We start from the raw sequence: 20169 nt of genomic DNA, 5'->3' as shown, positions 1-20169 counted from the left end.
GAACAACAAATAAATTAGGCGTATTCCACGGCTGCGTTAATGCGGCCTAATTGAATCGCATCGAGCGCAATCATTTTTTCTTCGTTCGTCGGTATTACGGCGCAAATAACCCGGGCATCAGGGGTGGAAATAATGCGCTCGCCATGAGAATTCGGTAGGTTATTTCGGTCGCTGTCGATATTCACTCCCAATACCGTCAGATGCTCAACCACCAGACGACGAATTAATACTGAGTTCTCACCAATACCGCCAGTGAAAATAATGCCGTCCAGACGGTGTAACGAAGCGGCATGTCCGGCAATATGACGGGCAATGCGGTGAACAAAGGTTTTAATTGCCAGCTGTGCGCGCTCGTGTCCTTCATGCCAGGCTTTTTCCAGCACCCTTAAGTCGGACGACAGGCCAGAAATCCCGAGCAGACCGGACTCTTTGTTCACTACCCGCTCCAGATCGCTCAGAGTCTGTTGGGTTTCACTGGCGACCCACGCCATCGCGCCGAAGTCCACGTCGCCGCTACGCGTGCCCATCATCAGCCCTTCCAGCGGCGTCATCCCCATTGACGTGTCGACGCTGTGACCATTACGGACGGCACAAATTGACGCACCGTTGCCGAGGTGGGCAATCACCAGGCCGGAGTCCTGTTCGGACAGCGCAAGCAGTTCATGCCCGCGTTGAGAAACATAGCGGTGCGACGTTCCGTGGAAGCCGTAACGCCGCACGCCCAGCTCTTCGAAATACTTCCACGGCAGGCCATACAGGTAAGCTTCTGGTGCCATGGTCTGATGGAAGCTGGTATCAAACACCGCCACCTGCGTGACGCCGGGGAACAGATGCTGTGCGGATTCAATCCCGCTCAGATTGGCGTAATTATGTAATGGTGCCAGTGGTGAAACACGGCGAATATTGTCAATGACCTCATCAGTAATAATTGCTGACTCGGTAAAAATATTTCCGCCGTGGGCAATACGGTGGCCAATTAAGGCCACGCTGTCATTTAAATTACGTTTTTCCAGTTCAAACGCAATCGCCTTTAATGCGCCTTCGTAGCTGTGGTGAGCCAGCGTCACTGGCTCACCTCCATTTACCGATAAGAACGCATTTTCCGAGTTAATACCATCCGCAATGCCTGCCATTAATACGTCGCAGTTATTTGCATCCAGTACTGAAAACTTAATTGAAGACGATCCACAATTAATAACCAGAACTATCGGAAACTCATTCATTTCACTACTCCGCTCATCCTGAGCTTAAGGATTAAAACAGTTTGTACACGATGTTCAGAATGGTCAGCAGACCGATGACGGTGACAAACACGTTATCCAGACGACCGCGATATTTCGCCAGTGACGGTGCCTTACGAATGGCATACATCGGCAGCAGGCACAGCAGTGAGGCAATAATCGGCGCACCCATCGCTTCAATCAGGTCCAGAATGTTCGGGTTGGCGTAAGCCACAATCCAGGTGGACCCCATGATGAAGATCATGCTGATGGTGTTGAGTTTGCCGGAGGAAACCTTCGTTTTATCGCCTTTGTAACCGAACTTCAGCACCAGACCATTCAGCCCTTCCAGCGTGCCCAGGTAGTGACCGAAGAAGGATTTGAAGATGGCAACCAGCGCAATAATCGAGGCGCCATATTCCAGCACGATGGCGAAAGTCGACTTCGTTCCGGACAGGGAAGCGAAGTGGTTTGCCAGATAAGACAGTACCGGAATGTTCTGTGCTTTCGCATCTGCCATGTTTGCCGGAGAGAGCGTGAACAGGCAGCTAAAGGCGAAGAACATAACCACAGCGACCATCAGCATGCTGGCGCGAGAGATGATCTGAGAACATTTCTGCTCGGTGTATTCACGGCCAAAATCTTTCTCATATTCTTCACGTTTAGAGACCACGAAAGACGAAACGATCGGCGAGAAGTTGAACGAGAACACCATGATGGAAATCCCCAGCCACACGGTGACCAGAATGCCATCGTGACCGGTTAAGGCGATATTACTGATATCGACCTGGTCGATCACCGCAGAGTTCCAGTAAGGGATCAGCGACAGCGAGATCAGCACCAGGCTGGCAATGAACGGCCATACCAGGTAGCTCATCACTTTAACCATCAGATCCTTACCAAACCAGATAACGAACGCCATCAGCAGCAGCAGGAACAGCGCCACAAAACCACGGTTCAGCGCCGGCAACTGTAACTGGTTTTCCCAGAACGTCATGAACGTGTTGGTAATGGTGACGCCATAAATCCACAGCAGCGGACAAATCGCGAAGAAATAGAGGAACGTGATGACCACGCCGCCCGTCTTACCAAAGTGCTCTTCAACCGTTTCCGTGATGTTGCCGGACGGGTTTGACCCAGACAGACACAGACGCGCCAGCGCACGGTGGCAATAAAAAGCGATGGGGTACGCCAGTACCAACATCAAAAGAATGGGGATTAAGCCGCCAAATCCTGCGCGGATGGGGAAGAACAACACCCCGGCGCCGATGGCTGTACCAAATAAACCCAGTGTCCAGGTGGTGTCTGATTTACGCCAGGACGACTGTTTTGTCTGGCTGGATACAATGCTGTCAGAAGTACTCATATCCTATCCTCAACGAAGAGATTAATAGCCGGATTTACGCGTCTGCTAAACCCGTAATTTGCGATACACGAGAAAGATCGATATTGCCGCCAGAAATAATGCTGACCGTTTTTCTGTTCTGGATATAGGCATCTAATTTCCCGCTTAATAAAGCAGCACATGCCAGTGCACCAGCACCTTCTGTCACCACTTTGTTGCGTTGAATTAAAGCAATCATGCTGTTACGAATTTCGTCTTCGCTGACCAGGACAATGTCATCCACTAATTCACGCACAATTTCGTAAGTTAATTTACCCGGGCGGGAAACATCACAACCATCCGCCAGGGTGCCGGTCGTTCGGTGCGTGGTTATTTCTCCAGCCTGATAAGACGCCGCCATGCCGTGTACGTTTTCAGACTGCACACCAATCACTTTAATGGTCGGGTTAATAGATTTAATAGCAATAGCAATACCGGCGATTAAACCGCCGCCGCCGATAGGAACAATCACGTTATCGACGTCATACAGGTCTTCCATAATTTCCAGACCGATAGTACCCTGGCCGGCAATCACTTTCGGATCGTCATAAGGCGGGATAAAAATACGCCCTTCCATTTCGACAATCTCACTGACTTTGGCGATAGTGTCGTTGAAGTTATCGCCGTGCAGCACTACTTCCGCCGAGTAGTCACAGGTGGCGGCCACTTTCGATTTCGGCGCCCCCTTCGGCATCACCACTTTGCCATCAATACCCAGCATCGCGCAGGAGAGAGAAACCCCTTGAGCGTGGTTACCCGCTGAACAAGCGACAACGCCTTTACGTTTTTCCGCATCCGTCAATGAACTGAGTTTGTTAAATGCGCCACGAATTTTAAATGAGCCGGTACGCTGCATGTTTTCAAACTTAAGGAATATTTCCCCTTTGCAGCGCTCACTAAAATAGTTTGAGCGAGGCATGCCTGTTTTATATATTTTCCCCGCCAGTCGTTTTTTTGCTTCGAGGATATCTTCAATGGCAACCGGGAGATCGTAAGTAATGTGCATTGTAACCTCTTACCTGATAGTAAAGTAATAGATAGCCGTAACCAACGTCTGATATTAAGAACGATGGTATGAATTGAGGATTAAATTAAATTTAATCGGTTAGTTAATTTCAATTAATTGCTTTCGTCTGCAACCTTTATAAGATGAATACTCTTTGGCTAATTCAACCAAAACCGATGCGGCTTTTTTAATACGATAGTTTTTTGACCATATTGCGGCATAGCGAGCAATGGGTAACGATTCTTCCACAGGGAGAGTAATAAACTGGTTCGAACCAAAGGGTGCGGCCATATCGCACGGAATCACTGTCAGAAAATTAGCATTGAGAACAAGATTGTAAATGGTCACAACGGAGTCGGTTTTAACGATGTTTTCGATGCTAATGCCATTTCTTTGCAGGGTGGTGAGGAGTTCGCTGTAGTAGCCCATATTCGTTTGTGGCAACACCCACTGTTCGTTCTGCAACGATTCCAGTGTGGTGGTGCCGGTGCATGTTCGGGACTTATTCGCCACCAGCACGAACTCCGACTCAAAAAGCGGTTCGACGTGCAGATCCTGCAATTTCATTTCATCGCTGAGCGTACCAATCGCAAAGTCCAGTCGCCCGTCGCGGATCGCCGGCAGGAATGAGGAGAGTTGCGCCTCATACATGGAGACCTGTGATTTTGGGTAGACCTCTTTGAACTTCTGGATCATATCGGACATAAAGGTAAAGCCAATCAGCGAAGGAAACCCGAATGAGATATCAACCACCGTGTTGTCGGTCATGCTGTTCATCTCATTCACCATGTTCTTCATCTCACGGGTGATGGATTCGGACCATGAGAGTAAAACCTGCCCTGCCTGAGTTAAGGTGACGCCGGTATTTTTGCGAACCACCAACTCAACGCCAAAATAAGCTTCAATATCGTTAATAATTTTACTAACAGCTGGCTGAGTTAACCCTAACTCTTTTGCCGCAGAACCGATAGAACCGCTTCTGATTACTTCCTGAAAGACCACCAACTGCTGTGTTTTTGGGAGAGCAAACGTATTCATATCGACCTGCGTTAATAACCTTGTTGACGGCGTGAAGTGTAACAAATTACATGAAGCAGGATATGTGCGACCACTCACAAATTGCCTTCACCTATATTTCAAGTGGTTATTTGTAAATAAATAAACCTTTTGCATTCAATTAGTTATATAAACATCATGTCACTTTAGTCTGATTTTTGTCAAAAAAATAGGGGGGGATAACAATATTTTATGGCGATAACACGCGTTATTTTCCCCTCATATCTAAAAATGAGGAATGACGATATTTCAAGCAATTATCGTGCAGTTAATGGTCAATTTGTTCATTAAATTTAATGCGCAATCCCTCAAATTTAATTATGTTTAAAACATAAATTGGATTAAATAATGTTATACATCACATTTTTTAGCCCTGTTTGTTTATAAATAAACATTGAATTTATCAATAATTAAATATATACACACAAACAATTATCATTCACAACAATATATTAACACTGAGTTTCTCTGTTTTTGCAGCGCGTAATTTTGTGAAGTCGATCGATTGCTTTTTGTTTCTATCGAGATATTCATAGAAAGTAGCGTTTTGTGTTGGCTGTCACATAACAAGAAATTTCTTAATAGCCGCAGGTTCCAGAACGCTGCCGGATGGCGATGCGACGTATCTTATCTGCCCTACAGGTTCCCGTTCCCCTTCACCGTTCACAGGCCTGATAAGCGAAGCGTCATGACCGGTAAGCCGCTTTCTTCCAGGTATAGCGTCGTGGACAGTCATTCATCTACATTATCTACAAAGCAAAACCCCGCCTGGTGGCGGGGTTCTTAAAGTGGTGAAGCTGACCGGTAAGCCGCTTTCTTCCAGGTATAGCGTCGTGGACAGTCATCGTCTACATCATCTGCAAAGCAAAAACCCGCCGAAGCGGGTTTCTACATGAAAGTGGTGAAGCTGACCGGTAAACCGCTTTCTTTCAGGTGTAGCGTCGTGGACAGTCATTCATCTACATTATCTACAAAGCAAAACCCCGCCTGGTGGCGGGGTTCTTAAAGTGGTGAAGCTGACCGATAAGCCGGGTTCTGTCGTGGACAGTCATTCATCTAGGCCAGCAATCGCTCACTGGCTCAAGCAGCCTACCCGGGTTCAGTACGGGCCGTACCTTATGAACCCCTATTTGGCCTTGCTCCGGGTGGAGTTTACCGTGCCACGGACTGTTACCAGCCGCGCGGTGCGCTCTTACCGCACCCTTTCACCCTTACCTGATCCCACTTGCGTGGGCCATCGGCGGTTTGCTCTCTGTTGCACTGGTCGTGGGTTTCCCCCCCAGGCGTTACCTGGCACCCTGCCCTATGGAGCCCGGACTTTCCTCCCCTCCGCCTGTCTCCCCCGAAAGGGACGACGACGAAGCGGCGACTGTCTGGTCAGCTTCGGCGCGCAGTATAGAGGGTTTGCACGCCCTTGTCACCCTGCACTGCGCATTCCCACCGCCAGCGTCGCCGCAATGTTTCGCGACGCCCGGTAAATGTTGTCAAATGCGCCGCGAAAGGCCTCTTCCAGCGTGCCAATACTGGTCAATACGCTGAATACAGCATCGATACCATATTGATGCACCACGCCGACATCCCGCGTCAGACTGCCCGCAATGCCAATCACCGGCTTGTGGTATTTCTTCGCCACGTTAGCCACGCCCACCGGCACTTTGCCGTGAATGCTCTGGCTGTCGATGCGCCCTTCACCGGTAACAACCAGCGTACAGTCGTGAATATGCTCTTCCAGATTAAGCGCCTGGGTGACGATCTCAATCCCGCTTTTCAACTCCGCGCCGAGGAATGCCATCAGCGCTGCCCCCATGCCGCCCGCCGCACCTGCGCCTGGGACGTTTTTCACATCCACACCCAGTGATTTTTTAATAATATCCGCGTAGTGAGCCAGATTGCGGTCCAGTTCGAGGATCAGCGGTTCCGTCGCCCCTTTTTGCGGGCCAAAGATCCGAGAAGCTCCCTGTTCGCCCACCAGCGGATTGGTCACATCACAAGCAACGCGAATAGCACAATGTTTAATGCGCGGATCCAGACCAGACACATCAATGGTATTGAGAGTGTTCAGACTACCGCCGCCGTAGCCAATTTCAGTTCCGTTGGCATCACACAGCTTCGCGCCCAGCGCCTGAACCATCCCGGCACCGCCGTCATTGGTCGCGCTCCCGCCAATGCCGATAATAATATTGCTCGCCCCACTGTCCAGCGCCTGCAAAATAAGCTCCCCGGTGCCGCGCGAAGTGGTAATCAGGGGGTTACGTTTTTCGGGGGGGACCAGCGCCAGTCCGCTGGCGGCCGCCATTTCAATAAACGCGGTCTTTCCATCGTCTGACATGCCCCAGTTGGCATTCACTTTTTCACCCAGCGGTCCGGTCACCAGAGCGGAATGTGCAGAACCGTGTGTGGCGGCAATCATGGCTTCAACCGTCCCCTCACCCCCATCGGCGACCGGAACGGAAACATACTGCGCATCGGGGAAAATTTCCCGAAATCCTTTTTCTATCGCCTGCGCTACCTCAGTAGCAGAAAGGCTTTCTTTATAAGAGTCTGGGGCAATTACGATTTTCATGATGATCGCCTGTTACTGCACAACGCCGGATGGCGCTTTACTTATCCGGCCTACAATCCAGGCCCGGATCGCGATACGCCATCCGGGCGCAAGGTCATTAGCGAGTGACTTCCACTTTCGCCAGTTTTTCGTAATAGCATGCCAGAGCACTGTGGTCGGCGGTTCCCAGGCCATCAGCACGCAGCGCCTGCATCATCTCCATAACAGCCGCGGTCAGCGGAAGCTGAGCACCAACACCGTGAGACGTATCCAGCGCGTTTGCCAGATCTTTAATGTGCAGATCGATACGGAAACCCGGCTTGAAGTTACGATCCATCACCATCGGCGCTTTCGCATCCAGGACGGTGCTGCCTGCCAGACCACCACGGATCGCCTGATAAACCAGATCCGGGTTTACGCCGGCTTTGGTTGCCAGGGTCAGCGCTTCAGACATCGCGGCAATGTTCAGCGCCACAATCACCTGGTTCGCCAGTTTGGTGACGTTCCCCGCCCCGATATCACCGGTATGAACAACAGACCCCGCCATCGCTTTCAGCAGATCGTAGTATTTATCGAAAATCGCTTTGTCGCCGCCAACCATCACCGACAACGTGCCGTCGATCGCCTTCGGCTCACCGCCGCTCACCGGCGCGTCCAGCATATCGATGCCCTTAGCTTTCAGCGCGTCGCTGATCTCACGGCTCGCCAGCGGCGCGATGGAGCTCATATCGATCAGCACCGTCCCCGGTTTCGCCCCTTCGATAATGCCGCCTTCGCCTAGCGCAACCTCTTTCACATGCGGAGAGTTTGGCAGCATGGTGATGATCACATCACACTGCTCAGCAATCGCTTTGGCGTTAGAAGCGGTTTCTGCACCTGCCGCGATAACGTCAGCGATCGCTTCAGGATTACGGTCAGAAACCACCAGCGAGTAACCTGCTTTCAGGAGGTTTTTACTCATTGGTTTACCCATGATACCCAGGCCAATAAAACCAACTTTCATCGTCATATCAATTATCTCTCTTGTGTCGGTGGTGGTTATTTCTTAAAGGAATCAGCCAGTTTCTGCGTGGCGGAACGGAACACGCCCAGGTCGCTGCCGACGGCAACAAACGTGGCTCCCCATTCCAGATAGCGACGGGCGTCGGCATCAACTGGTGCCAGAATGCCGCTCGGTTTGCCGTGCGCTTTCGCCCGGGCAAAGATGTGCTGAATGGCTTTCTGCACCTCAGGATGAGACGCATTGCCGAGGTGGCCTAACGCCGCAGCCAGATCGCTTGGACCAACGAAAATACCGTCGACACCTTCGGTGGCGGCGATAGCATCGACGTTATCCACGCCCTGCTGGCTCTCAATCTGCACAATGATGGTGATGTTTTTGTTGGACTGCGCGAAGTAATCCGGGACGGTGCCAAACATGTTGGCGCGATGCGATACGGACACGCCACGGATCCCTTCAGGCGGATAGCGCGTCGACGCAACGGCGTTCACCGCCTCTTCTTCTGTTTCAACAAACGGGATCAGGAAGTTGTAAAAACCGATATCCAGCAGACGCTTGATAATCACCGGCTCGTTAGTCGGTACACGCACCACCGGCGCGCTGGAACTGCCTTTCAGTGCCATCAGTTGCGGAATAAAGGTAGAGACATCATTTGGCGCATGCTCGCCATCCAACACCAGCCAGTCGAAGCCCGCCAGTCCTAAGACTTCGGTACTGATGGGGCTTGCCAGCGCTGACCAGCAACCAATCTGAATCTGATGCGCAGCCAGCGCTGCTTTGAACTTGTTCGGGAAGATGTCGTTATTCATCACTTTTACCTTGTCACTTAACCGTTAATTATTTCTGCAGTTCCATACGTTTAATGTCACCGACAATAAACAGGTAACACACCATTGCCATCAGCGCGGAACAGCCAACGAATACCAGCGCGGCGTTGAAGGAATGCAGTTCACTTACCAGGTAACCGATAACCAGTGGCGTTACGATAGATGCCACGTTGCCAAAGACGTTAAATACCCCGCCACACAGGCCCACAATCTCTTTCGGCGCGGTGTCCGAAATCACCGGCCAGCCCAGTGCGCCAAATCCTTTACCAAAGAAGGCCAGCGCCATCAGCGTCACCACCAGCGCGGTGTTGTCGGTGTAGTTGCACAAAATGATGGTGGAAGCCAGCAGCATTCCCAGCACAATTGGCAGCTTACGCGCAACGGTGATAGAAAAACCGCGCTTAATCAGATAGTCCGAGAACACGCCGCCCAGTACGCCGCCAGCGAAACCACATAGCGCCGGAATCGAAGCCACCAGACCCACTTTCAGGATCGACATTCCTTTTTCCTGAACCAGATAAATCGGGAACCAGGTCAGGAAGAACCAGGTGATCGTGTTGATGAAATACTGTCCAAAGAACACGCCAAGCATCATGCGGTTGGTCAATAACTGCTTGATGTAATGCAGTTTTGGACCACTTGCCATGGAGCTGCCCGGTTTTTTGTGGTCCATATCCACGACCGCACCGTTTTCAGAGATGAACTTCAACTCTTCTGCGGACATCCGCGGGTGATCAGTGGGGTTATGAATCAGTTTGACCCACAGCGCCGTCAGGACAAACCCAATCACGCCCATCACAGTGAAGACGTGCTCCCAGCCCCAGGCAAAGGTCAACCAGCCCAGCAGCGGCGAGAACAGTGCCAGTGAAAAATACTGAGCAGAGTTAAAGATTGCCGACGCGGTTCCACGCTCTTTGGTCGGGAACCAGGCCGCAACAATACGGGCGTTTGCCGGGAACGAAGGCGCTTCCGAGAAACCCAACATAAAGCGCATAAAGAACATGGAAACCCCGGCCCAGGCCAGCGGGAACATATCCACGAAGCCTTGCAGGAAGGTGAACAGCGACCAGAAAAACAGGCTCCAGGTGTACACTTTTTTCGAACCAAACTTATCGAGCAGCCAGCCGCCGGGAATTTGCATCAGCAGGTATGCCCAGCCAAAGGCAGAGAAGATGTAGCCCATTGACACAGCACTCAGCTGCAACTCTTTGGCGACTTCGGTACCGGCAATGGATAGCGTCGCCCGGTCCGCGTAGTTAACCGCTGTAACAATAAAAATTATCAGCAGAATTAAATAGCGGGTATGCGTACCTTTCTTTTTTTCTACAACGGTATCCAGGATCATTTTATTTACCTCAGGCACTTAAGCAGACACATTTATTATTATTTATTGATGACAGACGCTATCGCTTATTAATAAATACAGATACTCATTTCGTGATTCAGTATAATCAGGCAGAGAGCATTACGCATTGTGCAGATGCTCATTAACGATGCTAATTACAAATAATATCTTGAGCAAATGCACATAACGCTGGGCGCTGATGCACATATTTACGCTTTACCGCCCCTGATAGCCGGGCTTTCACCATAACGAGTGATCTGGATCACATTCTTATTTTTGAACTCCTGACATCCTTATTTCACGACAGGTCTTCCTTATTTTAATAATCAGATTCGCAGAATCTTTCTATATTATTATCACCCCGGTTGGAGAATACTGGACAATGGCCAACATCGACATCAGACAAGAATCGCCGAGCGCATTTTATATAAAGGTCCACGAAACAGATAATGTGGCGATCATTGTTAATGACAATGGTTTGAAAACCGGGACGCGATTCCCGGATGGACTGGAGCTGATTGAACATATTCCACAGGGACATAAAGTCGCGCTGGTGGATATTCCGGTTCATGGTGAAATCATACGTTACGGTGAAGTGATCGGCTACGCCGTGCGCGACATTCCGCGCGGAAGCTGGATTGATGAATCCATGGTTGAGCTACCGACAGCGCCGCCGTTGAACACGCTGCCACTGGCGACCAAAGTTCCGGAACCGCTGCCGCCGCTGGAAGGCTATACCTTTGAAGGCTACCGCAACGCTGATGGTAGCGTAGGCACCAAGAATCTGCTCGGCATCACCACCAGCGTGCACTGTGTGGCGGGTGTGGTGGATTATGTCGTCAAAATCATTGAGCGCGATCTGCTGCCTAAATACCCGAACGTCGATGGTGTGGTCGGACTTAACCACCTGTACGGTTGCGGCGTGGCAATTAACGCGCCGGCAGCTGTGGTGCCGATCCGCACCATCCATAACATCTCGCTGAACCCAAACTTTGGCGGCGAAGTGATGGTCATTGGCCTGGGCTGTGAAAAACTGCAGCCGGAACGTTTACTGGAAGGTACTGACGATGTGCAAAGTATTCCGGTCGACAGCGCCAGCATCGTCAGCCTTCAGGACGAAAAGCATGTGGGCTTCCGTTCCATGGTCGATGATATCCTGCAGGTCGCTGAGCGCCATCTGGTTAAACTGAATCTGCGCCAGCGCGAAACCTGCCCGGCCTCTGAACTGGTTGTCGGCATGCAATGCGGCGGCAGCGATGCGTTTTCCGGCGTGACGGCAAACCCGGCAGTGGGCTACGCCTCTGACCTGCTGGTACGCTGCGGCGCTACGGTAATGTTTTCCGAAGTCACCGAAGTGCGTGATGCGATCCATCTGTTGACGCCGCGCACCATCAACGAAGCGGTGGGCAAACGTCTGCTGGAAGAGATGGCCTGGTACGACAACTATCTCGATATGGGGAAAACCGATCGCAGCGCTAACCCCTCTCCGGGTAACAAAAAAGGGGGGCTGGCGAATGTGGTGGAAAAAGCGCTGGGCTCCATTGCGAAATCCGGTAAAAGCGCGATTGTCGAAGTGCTCTCCCCAGGCCAGCGCCCGACCAAACGCGGTCTGATTTATGCCGCAACGCCCGCCAGCGATTTTGTCTGCGGCACGCAGCAGGTCGCGTCCGGGATCACCGTCCAGGTGTTCACCACGGGTCGCGGTACCCCCTATGGCCTGATGGCCGTGCCGGTGATTAAGATGGCGACCCGTACCGAACTGGCAAAGCGTTGGTACGATTTGATGGATATCAACGCGGGCACCATCGCCACGGGTGAAGAGACCATTGAGGAAGTCGGTCAGAAGCTGTTCGAATTTATTCTTGATGTCGCCAGTGGCCGTAAGAAAACCTTCTCCGATCAATGGGGATTGCATAATCAGTTGGCCGTCTTTAACCCGGCACCAGTGACCTGATATTTTCGAAACGAAAGCAACCGAGAAAACGGGGAATAATCCCCGTTTTTCTTTCCTGTCCGTGAAAGATAAGGTGATAATGCTCGCAGTTTTGAAGGTTAATTTTTCACCCGCCCTTTTTCGCTTTTCGTCGGTAGAAAAATCCTAACCCGTTGAAAGAAAGAACAATGCCTGAGGCCTCCCTTTTCGCTCTCTTTTCGTTTTGATAAAAGAGAAACCTACCGAAAAGCCGGGGTGTTTTAATGCGATAATTCGCTCATTTTTCCCCCTTTGACTTTCCCCTTTGTTAAACACAAGATTCAATGGCTTCTGTAATTTACCTCACCGACATTCTGACCCGAATAAAGAGGGAAGTTATGTATACCTTGAATAAAAATAATGTCGCCCTGGCATGCCTTTTTTCCTGTTTACTGGCCGCACCGGTTGCCGCCAGTGCTGAAGGCCAGACGACAGAAAAACCCGTTAAATTACGCTACACGCTATGGGATCGAAATCAACTTCCCGGCGAACAGCAACTGGTTAATGAATTTGAAAAAAATAACCCCGGTGTAAAAGTTGAAATTGAACTAACGCCCTATGACCAATATTTCATAAAACTCAGTTCAGCGGTCGGGGGAAATGTGGCGCCGGATGTATTCTGGATGAATATGCCGAATTTTCAGCAGTACGTTAAAAACGGCATGCTGGAACCACTAACTCCTTATTTAAAAGACACATCATCACCACATCTTGATGATTTCGTGAAAAGCTCTGTCGATGCTTATCAGTACCAGTCTCAACAATACGCTATTCCACGGGATATCGACGCGATTGCCGTGTGGTATAACAAAAAAATGTTTGATCAGGCTGGCGTAACCTATCCCGATAAAAACTGGACGTGGGACGATTTAAAACAGAAATCAGAACAGTTACGTAAAAAGCTGGATCAGCATTCTTATCCGTTGGCGATGGATCTCGGCAGCGGTCAGGACAGCTACTTTAACCTGCTGCTGCAGGCCGGCACTCAGATTGTCCTGCCTGAGGGTAAAACGGACGTTGCCAGCGACAACGCGATTGCCATGTATCGCGACGTTCAGGGAATGCTGAAGGCAGGATTGCTCCAGCCGCCAGGCGAAATGAAAGCCGCCGATGTCTTCCAGTCCAATCGGGTGGCGATGATCTACGCGGGCTCGTGGTGGGCGCTGCCGTTCTCGCAAAACGAACTGATTAACGATCATGTCGGCGTCGTTCCGATGCCCAAAATGGCAGAACAGGCTGGCGTCTCTCATAGCCTGGCATTCGCCATGTCTGCCAAAAGCCAGCATAAAGAGGCCGCCTGGAAATTCATTGAATTCATGAGCTCAGAACATGCGCAGCAAACGCTGGCAGCGGGCAAAGTGGTGATTCCGGCCAATCAGAAAGTCGCCAAAGCATGGGCGGAAGGCTTTAAGGATGTTGATGTTTCCGCCTATATCGATTCACTGGCGTTTTCTCATAAATATCCCACCGCCGGTTCAAATACCGCGAAATGGAATAGCATTCTCAACGACGGGCTGAAAAAAGTCTGGATGGGAAATGATCCGCAACAGGTTATGCCGGGTGTCGCCAAACGCGTTGAGCGTGAAATGCAGAAATAATCGTGAGGGAGCCTTGCTCCCTCTCACCTCTCCTGCGTTAACCCATTTATTGTTTGTAAAGTGAGCATCCCGGAGTCTGTATGAGCTATTCAGATGAAGCGGCATCCCCGCCGTTATCGGCCAGGGAACCCAATAAAAATTCCCTGACCCGACTGGAAAAAGAAGAACGTTTCTGGGGGTGGATAATGATTCTGCCGCTGTTGGCAGGATTAGTTATTTTTTACTTTACGCCGTTCTTCCAGAACGTATTTTACAGTTTTACCGATCTGGGCGAGTTTCAGATCTGGACGACAATCAGTCTGGATAATTACATTAATTTATTCAGCGATGATGAATTCCGTTCGTCGATAGTGAATACGCTGGCCTATGTTTTTATTTGTGTGCCGGTGATCACGGTCCTGTCTTTACTGCTGGCGATTGGTTTAAACCAGGCGATTCGCGGTCAGTGGCTGTTCCGTACGCTGTTATTTCTTCCGGCCGTTACGATGCCTGCCGCCATTGCGATGGTCTGGCAGTGGTTGATGAACCGTAATTTCGGTTTACTCAATCAGATCCTGGCTTATTTCGATATTCCCGCCATTGGTTGGTTATCCGATCCGGATATTGTCCGTCTGAGCACCTCACTGGTTATTATCTGGTCGGCTATCGCTCTGAAGATGATCATTCTGCTCGCCGGCTTGCAGGGGATCCCGAAGCAGATTTATGAAGCCATGTCTCTGGATGGCATCAGTAAACTGCGCGGCTTCTGGTCAATTACCCTGCCGCTAATGATCCCGACGCTGTTCTTCGTTCTGGTGATCTCGTTTATCGAAACGCTGCAAATATTCGATGTGGTGTATCTGCTGTTTGGCAGTTCTTCCATGGTGGACGATCAGACCATGACCATCGCTTATCTCTTTTATAAATACGCCTTTATCTACCATGAAAAAGGGTACGCCTCCGCGATTGCCGTGGTGATTTTCGTTATCACGATGGTACTGACCCTGCTGCAGATATGGATAGGCAAACGGCTTAAAGCACAGTAAGGCAACCACTATGTTCATGACAAAACGTGAAAAATGGCTGATTTATGGCCTGATGATCCTGGCGACGCTGGTCACGGTGGTTCCCTTTCTCTGGATGATCATCACCTCGTTTAAAACCCAGGCGGAAAGTATTGCCTTTCCGCCGATCCTGCTGCCCGCCAATCCGGGGTTTCAGGCGTACGATAAAATCTTGCATGAGATGCCGTTTGGTAGCTTTTATTTTAACTCGATCGTTTCCACGCTGGTTATCGTCATCTTACAGACGCTGATTGCCGCGATGGCGGCGTATGGTTTCTCCCGCCTGCGTTTTAAAGGGCGCGATCTCCTCTTTATGCTCTGCATTTCGATTCTGATGGTTCCCGGACAGATCTTTTTGATCCCGCAGTTTTTAACGATCGAGAAAATAGGTCTGCTGAACTCCATTCCAGGCCTGGTGCTGCCGGGATTATTCAGTATTTATAGCGCCTTTTTATTGCGCCAGTTTTTTCTTTCCGTACCGAAAGAGCTGGAAGAAGCGGCCATTATGGATGGTTATAACCATTTAACGATCTTTTTCAAAATCATGCTGCCGCTGATTAAACCGGGACTTATCGCCTGCGTCATTATTAACGGGTTGTGGAGCTGGAATAACTTAATGTGGCCGCTCATCGTCAATACCTCAATGGACAAAATGACGCTGCCGGTGGGTCTGGCCTCGCTCTCCGGTCGCGCCGGGGTGGAGTATCCCATGCTCATGGCGGGAGCGTTGCTCGCGATTATCCCCATGTTGTTACTTTATATCTTCTTCCAGCGCTATTTCATTCGTGGCATCGCCGGTGCCGGAATTAAAGGATAAGGGGCATTATTATGTCAGGCATTCAATTACAGTCAGTAGGCAAAATCTATCCGAATGGCTTTCAGGCGATTCATGGGGTTGACCTTGAAATTCACGATGGCGAATTTATGGTTTTTGTCGGGCCATCCGGCTGCGCCAAATCAACGTTACTGCGCATGATCGCCGGTCTGGAAGAGATTACTCATGGTCATATTTCCATTGGCGAACGGTGCGTTAACGACCTGCTGCCAAAAGAACGTGGCGTGGCGATGGTTTTTCAAAACTACGCCCTCTATCCCCACATGACGATCTACAAAAATATGGCCTTCAGCCTGCAGGGCAAAATGAACAAGCAGGAGATAGATGTTCGTGTGCGGGAAGCCGCGCGCAAACTGGAAATCGAAACGCTACTCGACAAAAAACCGGGTCAACTTTCAGGGGGTCAGTGCCAGCGCGTTGCCGTCGGCAGAGCCATTGTGCGTAAGCCTGAGGTGTTTTTGTTTGATGAGCCGTTGTCCAATCTCGACGCCAAACTGCGCGTGTCAATGCGCGTGCGCCTGACGGAACTTCACCGCCAACTGCGTCACGAAGGCGTGAACGCGACAATGGTGTATGTCACACACGATCAGATTGAAGCGATGACCATGGGTGACCGCATTTGCGTACTCAACGGTGGACGGATCATGCAGGTCGACACGCCGGGCAATATCTACCATCAGCCAAAGAATAAATTCGTGGCGGGTTTCATTGGTAACCCGGCAATGAATATCCATCTTCTGGGGCTCGACCCGCACACGCACGGACTGCGTCTGAATGACGCGCTGACCTTGCCCTTAACCGCACGACTGATCTCCCAACTGACGGATTATCCGCACGACAGCGTCTGGTTTGGCATTCGTCCGGAGGCGATTCAGTTGGCGCAGCACAACGATCCTGCGGCTTTCGACGCCCGGATCACCAACGTGGAAAGAATGGGCAATGAAGATCTGCTGCATTTCGATATCGGTGCACAGCAAATGATCCTGCGAGTCAATTCGTCACCGGACTGGAGTCCGCTGCCCGGCGAATCGATCAGGGTGAAATTCAATCTTGAAGCCGCCTTTTTATTCGATAAGCAGAATGAAGAAAATTTAGCCAGTGCCTGAAGTCGCGAACGTCATCATCAGGTGCAAGCAATCCAGTTTGTTTTTTTAATGCCCCGCCGCGCAGAACAACGCGAACGCAGGCAAGGGCAAAATGAGAGGCTTATATGTGTGCAAAGAAAGTGACCGTGTTAGTGGTGGGCGCAGGCGCGCGCGGCGAAATCTATTCTCGCTACGCGCTTGAACATCCGGACCGCATGCAGGTGGTCGGCGTGGCGGAACCCAGAGAGGCGTATCGCCAACAGTTTGTCGCTCAGCATCAAATTGAGCAGGAAAACATCTTTCGCGACTGGAAAGAGGCGGCGGCCCGCCCACGAATGGCAGATGTCGTACTGATTTGTACTCAGGATACGATGCACAAAGAGCCTGCCGTCGCGTTTGCCGACCTCGGCTATCATATTTTGCTGGAAAAACCGATCGCTCCCACGCCGGAAGAGTGCCGCACCATCATCGCTGCGGTGAAGCGCAACAACGTCTTATTGGGTGTCGCCCACGTTCTGCGCTACACCCGCTATACGCAAAAACTCAAGTCCCTGCTCGACAGCGGGGTGATTGGCGATATCGTCAGCATGCAGCATCTTGAGCCGGTGGGTTACTGGCACCAGGCGCACTCTTTCGTTCGCGGCAACTGGCGTAACGAAGCGGAATCGTCGTTTATGCTGTTACAGAAATCCTGCCACGATATGGACTGGATCCGCTACATCATGGGCGATCGCTGTCAGGCTGTGACCTCATTTGGCAACCTGAGTCATTTCGTAAAGGAGAACCAGCCGGAGGGTGCCGCCGACCGCTGCCTGGATTGCCAGGTTGAGGCGAGCTGCCCCTGGTCAGCCTGCAAAATTTATCTCGGCGAGGATCACAAATGCACGCCACATTTCCGTCGCGTGCTGACGGCGGATCCCACCGAGGAAAATGTCCGTCAGGCGCTGCGCGAAGGTCCGTATGGCCGCTGCGTTTATCGCTGTGATAACGACGTAGTGGATCATCAGGTGGTCAACTTGCGTTTCGCGCATCAGCAAACCGTGACGTTCACCATGACCGCCTTTACCCGTATGGAAGATCGAAAGACGCGTCTTTTCGGTACGAAAGGCTATCTCGAGGGCGATGGCGATCAGATCCGGGTGTTTGATTTTCTGACGGACAGCGAGACGCTCTACACGATCGACGAGATCGCCGCAGGTACGCAGACCCAGATGGGAGGCCACGGCGGCGGGGATTACTATCTGATGGATCGCTTTATTCACGCCGTGATGGCGGGCGATCAAAGTATGATTCTCTCCGGCCCGGATGAATCGCTGGAAAGTCACTTAATGGTCTTTGCCGCAGAGCGCGCTCGCAAGGAAAACTGTCTGGTTACACTGTGAAATTCGAGGAGATGTGGCATGTTTTACGGTGTTGATATTGGCGGCACAAAAACTGAAATTGTCGCCTTTGATAAGGAAATGCAGGTTTGCTGGCGCAAGCGCGTAGCCACGCCGGTTCAGGATTACGAACTCTTTCTCTCGACCTTTACCTCGCTCATCGACACCGCCGACTGGGCTACGGGAATGCAGGGCAAAATCGGCATTGGCATGCCTGGATTGATGGACAGACATACCGGAAAGCTGCTGTCGTCGAACGTCCCCTGTCTGACCGGACGGCAGGTGATGGACGATCTGGCGCACCGACTCAACCGCTCGGTGGCCCTGGACAATGACTGCTGCTGCTTCGCGCTGTCAGAGGCGCATACCCAGCAGGCCCGTCAGTTCTCGCGAATCTTTGGCGCCATTATTGGCACCGGCATGGGCGGAGGACTGGTGATCGACGGGCAGCTCTATCGTGGGCGCAACCGGATGGCCAGTGAGTTTGGGCATTTACCGCTACCCGCCACCTTTATGCGCCGTTATAACCTGCCGGAGATCACGTGCGGCTGCGGCTTACAGGGCTGTCTGGAGCGCTACCAGTCCGGCCCCGGTTTACTCTGGCTGCATAAGCACTTTAGCGGGGAACAGCTCAAAATGGAGACGCTGCTGGAAAATTACCGTCATGGCAACGCCAGCGCCGTCGCCACGGTTGAGGCGTGGATGGATATGCTGGGCTGTACGCTGGCGCAGTTGCAGCTCATTCTGGATGTCGACGCCTTTGTTCTGGGCGGCGGCGTCTCTAACATTGAGGAAATTTACACCTTACTGCCCGGCGCCATGTCGCGCTATCTCTTCCCGGGGCTCGCCCCCGCGAATGTCTTCCCGGCCGTGCATGGCGCATCCAGCGGCGTACGCGGTGCCGCCCTGCTGCTGGTCGAACAGGATGCACTGATGCACTAAGCGATCGCCGGCAAAACACGCTTTTGCCGGCGTTCTCTCTTATTCATCCACGATAACGACATCCACCCCCATCTGGCTGAGCGCCTGATGATAATGCTCCGGAATACCACTGTCGGTAATCACCCGGTCAATACCGCTGATTTCACTGATCATGCAAAAACTTTTGCGGCCGAACTTGCTGGAATCCGCGACGACCGTAACCTCCTGCGCTACCTGACACATCACCTGGTTAAGGTGCGCTTCCCCTGGATGCGGCGTGGTGATCCCGGCTTCCAGACAAAATCCATCAACGCCCAAAAAGAGCTTATCAAACCGATACTGTCTGAGCTGATGTTCCGCTGAAGGACCATACAGCGAGTAAACGCTTTGCCTGACATTTCCCCCTAATATCATGACATCCACCCGTTCAAAATTGGCGAGTTCCCAGGCAATGTTCAGCGCATTGGTCATCACCACCAGATCGCGACGACTTTTAAGCAACGGAGGAATAAGCGTGGTGGTCGAGCCAGAATCGAGAATCAACGTGTCGCCATCTTTGACAAAACTGGCCGCTTTTTCGGCAATCCGCGATTTCACATCGCGGTTCAGCCGGTCTTTGTCCTGTAAGGGGCGATCGAGGGCAAAGTGTTGATTTAATACGGCGCCGCCATAAGAACGCATGACGCAGCCTTTCTGCTCGAGATAACGTAAGTCATTGCGGATAGTGACGCTTGAGACGCCGAAATGCACGCTCAGGGGTTCGACACGAACACTACCTTGATCGCATAACAGATCGATGATTTGCTCGCGACGTCTTAAGTTATCCAGCATTGCTTTTGCTCCATTGCATATTGTTATGTTTTAGCGATTTATCGCTTTCGTTTTCTTTTTAATATATTAAATCAGAAGACTTAAGGCGAATTTGTGAACGCGTCCGCAGCGCGGATTTTGGCAAA

The 20169-nt window shown here is 51.3% G+C and carries 16 protein-coding genes and 1 other RNA gene; 7 read left to right on the top strand and 10 right to left on the bottom strand.

Annotation, left to right across the window (positions count from 1 at the left end; translation table 11 throughout):
* Window positions 1–14 precede the first annotated feature (14 nt).
* From tdcD to garP, 9 genes are all read right to left on the bottom strand, one after another.
* Window positions 15–1223 (bottom strand): propionate kinase, encoded by a 1209-nt coding sequence (gene tdcD / locus ACQ0PY_RS03120; protein ID WP_109739811.1) that lies wholly within the window; start codon window positions 1221–1223, stop codon window positions 15–17.
* Window positions 1224–1254: 31 nt separating this feature from the next.
* A complete protein-coding gene (tdcC, locus tag ACQ0PY_RS03115; protein ID WP_042998241.1) occupies window positions 1255–2586 on the bottom strand; it encodes a threonine/serine transporter TdcC in 1332 nt (443 codons plus the stop codon).
* A gap of 34 nt (window positions 2587–2620) precedes the next feature.
* Window positions 2621–3610, bottom strand: coding sequence for a bifunctional threonine ammonia-lyase/L-serine ammonia-lyase TdcB (gene tdcB, locus ACQ0PY_RS03110; protein WP_042998242.1), 990 nt, complete (start codon window positions 3608–3610; stop codon window positions 2621–2623).
* 99 nt (window positions 3611–3709) lie between these two features.
* Window positions 3710–4648, bottom strand: a complete 939-nt coding sequence (gene tdcA / locus ACQ0PY_RS03105; protein ID WP_044255844.1) for a transcriptional regulator TdcA — start codon at window positions 4646–4648, stop codon at window positions 3710–3712.
* A 1026-nt stretch (window positions 4649–5674) separates the two neighbouring features.
* An RNA gene (gene rnpB, locus ACQ0PY_RS03100) (RNase P RNA component class A) lies at window positions 5675–6051 on the bottom strand.
* 32 nt (window positions 6052–6083) lie between these two features.
* Window positions 6084–7229 carry a glycerate 2-kinase gene (gene garK, locus ACQ0PY_RS03095; protein WP_109739810.1) on the bottom strand — a complete coding sequence of 382 codons (1146 nt, stop codon included), beginning with the start codon at window positions 7227–7229 and terminating at the stop codon, window positions 6084–6086.
* A gap of 97 nt (window positions 7230–7326) precedes the next feature.
* Entirely contained in the window at window positions 7327–8217 is an 891-nt protein-coding gene (gene garR, locus ACQ0PY_RS03090; RefSeq protein ID WP_042325204.1) for a 2-hydroxy-3-oxopropionate reductase, read from the bottom strand.
* Between the two features lie 29 nt (window positions 8218–8246).
* Complete coding sequence (garL, locus tag ACQ0PY_RS03085) at window positions 8247–9017, bottom strand: 2-dehydro-3-deoxyglucarate aldolase (RefSeq protein WP_042998245.1); 771 nt, start codon at window positions 9015–9017, stop codon at window positions 8247–8249.
* Between the two features lie 28 nt (window positions 9018–9045).
* Entirely contained in the window at window positions 9046–10380 is a 1335-nt protein-coding gene (gene garP, locus ACQ0PY_RS03080) for a galactarate/glucarate/glycerate transporter GarP (RefSeq protein ID WP_044255850.1), read from the bottom strand.
* 382 nt (window positions 10381–10762) lie between these two features.
* On the opposite strand from garP, the gene garD reads away from it, so the two are divergent.
* The 7 genes from garD (at window position 10763) to ACQ0PY_RS03045 (ending at window position 19234) form a co-directional block, all read left to right on the top strand.
* Window positions 10763–12334, top strand: a complete 1572-nt coding sequence (gene garD / locus ACQ0PY_RS03075; protein ID WP_090050691.1) for a galactarate dehydratase — start codon at window positions 10763–10765, stop codon at window positions 12332–12334.
* Window positions 12335–12690: 356 nt separating this feature from the next.
* Entirely contained in the window at window positions 12691–13950 is a 1260-nt protein-coding gene (locus ACQ0PY_RS03070; RefSeq protein WP_054176910.1) for an ABC transporter substrate-binding protein, read from the top strand.
* Window positions 13951–14030: 80 nt separating this feature from the next.
* Window positions 14031–14975, top strand: coding sequence for a carbohydrate ABC transporter permease (locus tag ACQ0PY_RS03065; protein ID WP_109739809.1), 945 nt, complete (start codon window positions 14031–14033; stop codon window positions 14973–14975).
* Between the two features lie 10 nt (window positions 14976–14985).
* A complete protein-coding gene (locus ACQ0PY_RS03060; protein ID WP_080343276.1) occupies window positions 14986–15810 on the top strand; it encodes a carbohydrate ABC transporter permease in 825 nt (274 codons plus the stop codon).
* An 11-nt stretch (window positions 15811–15821) separates the two neighbouring features.
* Complete coding sequence (locus ACQ0PY_RS03055) at window positions 15822–16934, top strand: ABC transporter ATP-binding protein (protein ID WP_061070614.1); 1113 nt, start codon at window positions 15822–15824, stop codon at window positions 16932–16934.
* A 104-nt stretch (window positions 16935–17038) separates the two neighbouring features.
* On the top strand, window positions 17039–18295 hold the full coding sequence (locus ACQ0PY_RS03050) for a Gfo/Idh/MocA family protein (protein ID WP_109739808.1): 1257 nt from the start codon (window positions 17039–17041) through the stop codon (window positions 18293–18295).
* An 18-nt stretch (window positions 18296–18313) separates the two neighbouring features.
* Window positions 18314–19234 carry an ROK family protein gene (locus ACQ0PY_RS03045; RefSeq protein ID WP_109739807.1) on the top strand — a complete coding sequence of 307 codons (921 nt, stop codon included), beginning with the start codon at window positions 18314–18316 and terminating at the stop codon, window positions 19232–19234.
* A 39-nt stretch (window positions 19235–19273) separates the two neighbouring features.
* On the opposite strand, the gene agaR is transcribed toward ACQ0PY_RS03045, so the two are convergent.
* Window positions 19274–20044 carry a transcriptional repressor AgaR gene (gene agaR / locus ACQ0PY_RS03040; RefSeq protein ID WP_042998253.1) on the bottom strand — a complete coding sequence of 257 codons (771 nt, stop codon included), beginning with the start codon at window positions 20042–20044 and terminating at the stop codon, window positions 19274–19276.
* Window positions 20045–20169 lie beyond the last annotated feature (125 nt).

The sequence above is a fragment of the Citrobacter sp. LST-B2 genome (genome assembly GCF_057983045.1).
This window is presented reverse-complemented; position numbering and strand designations above follow the sequence as displayed.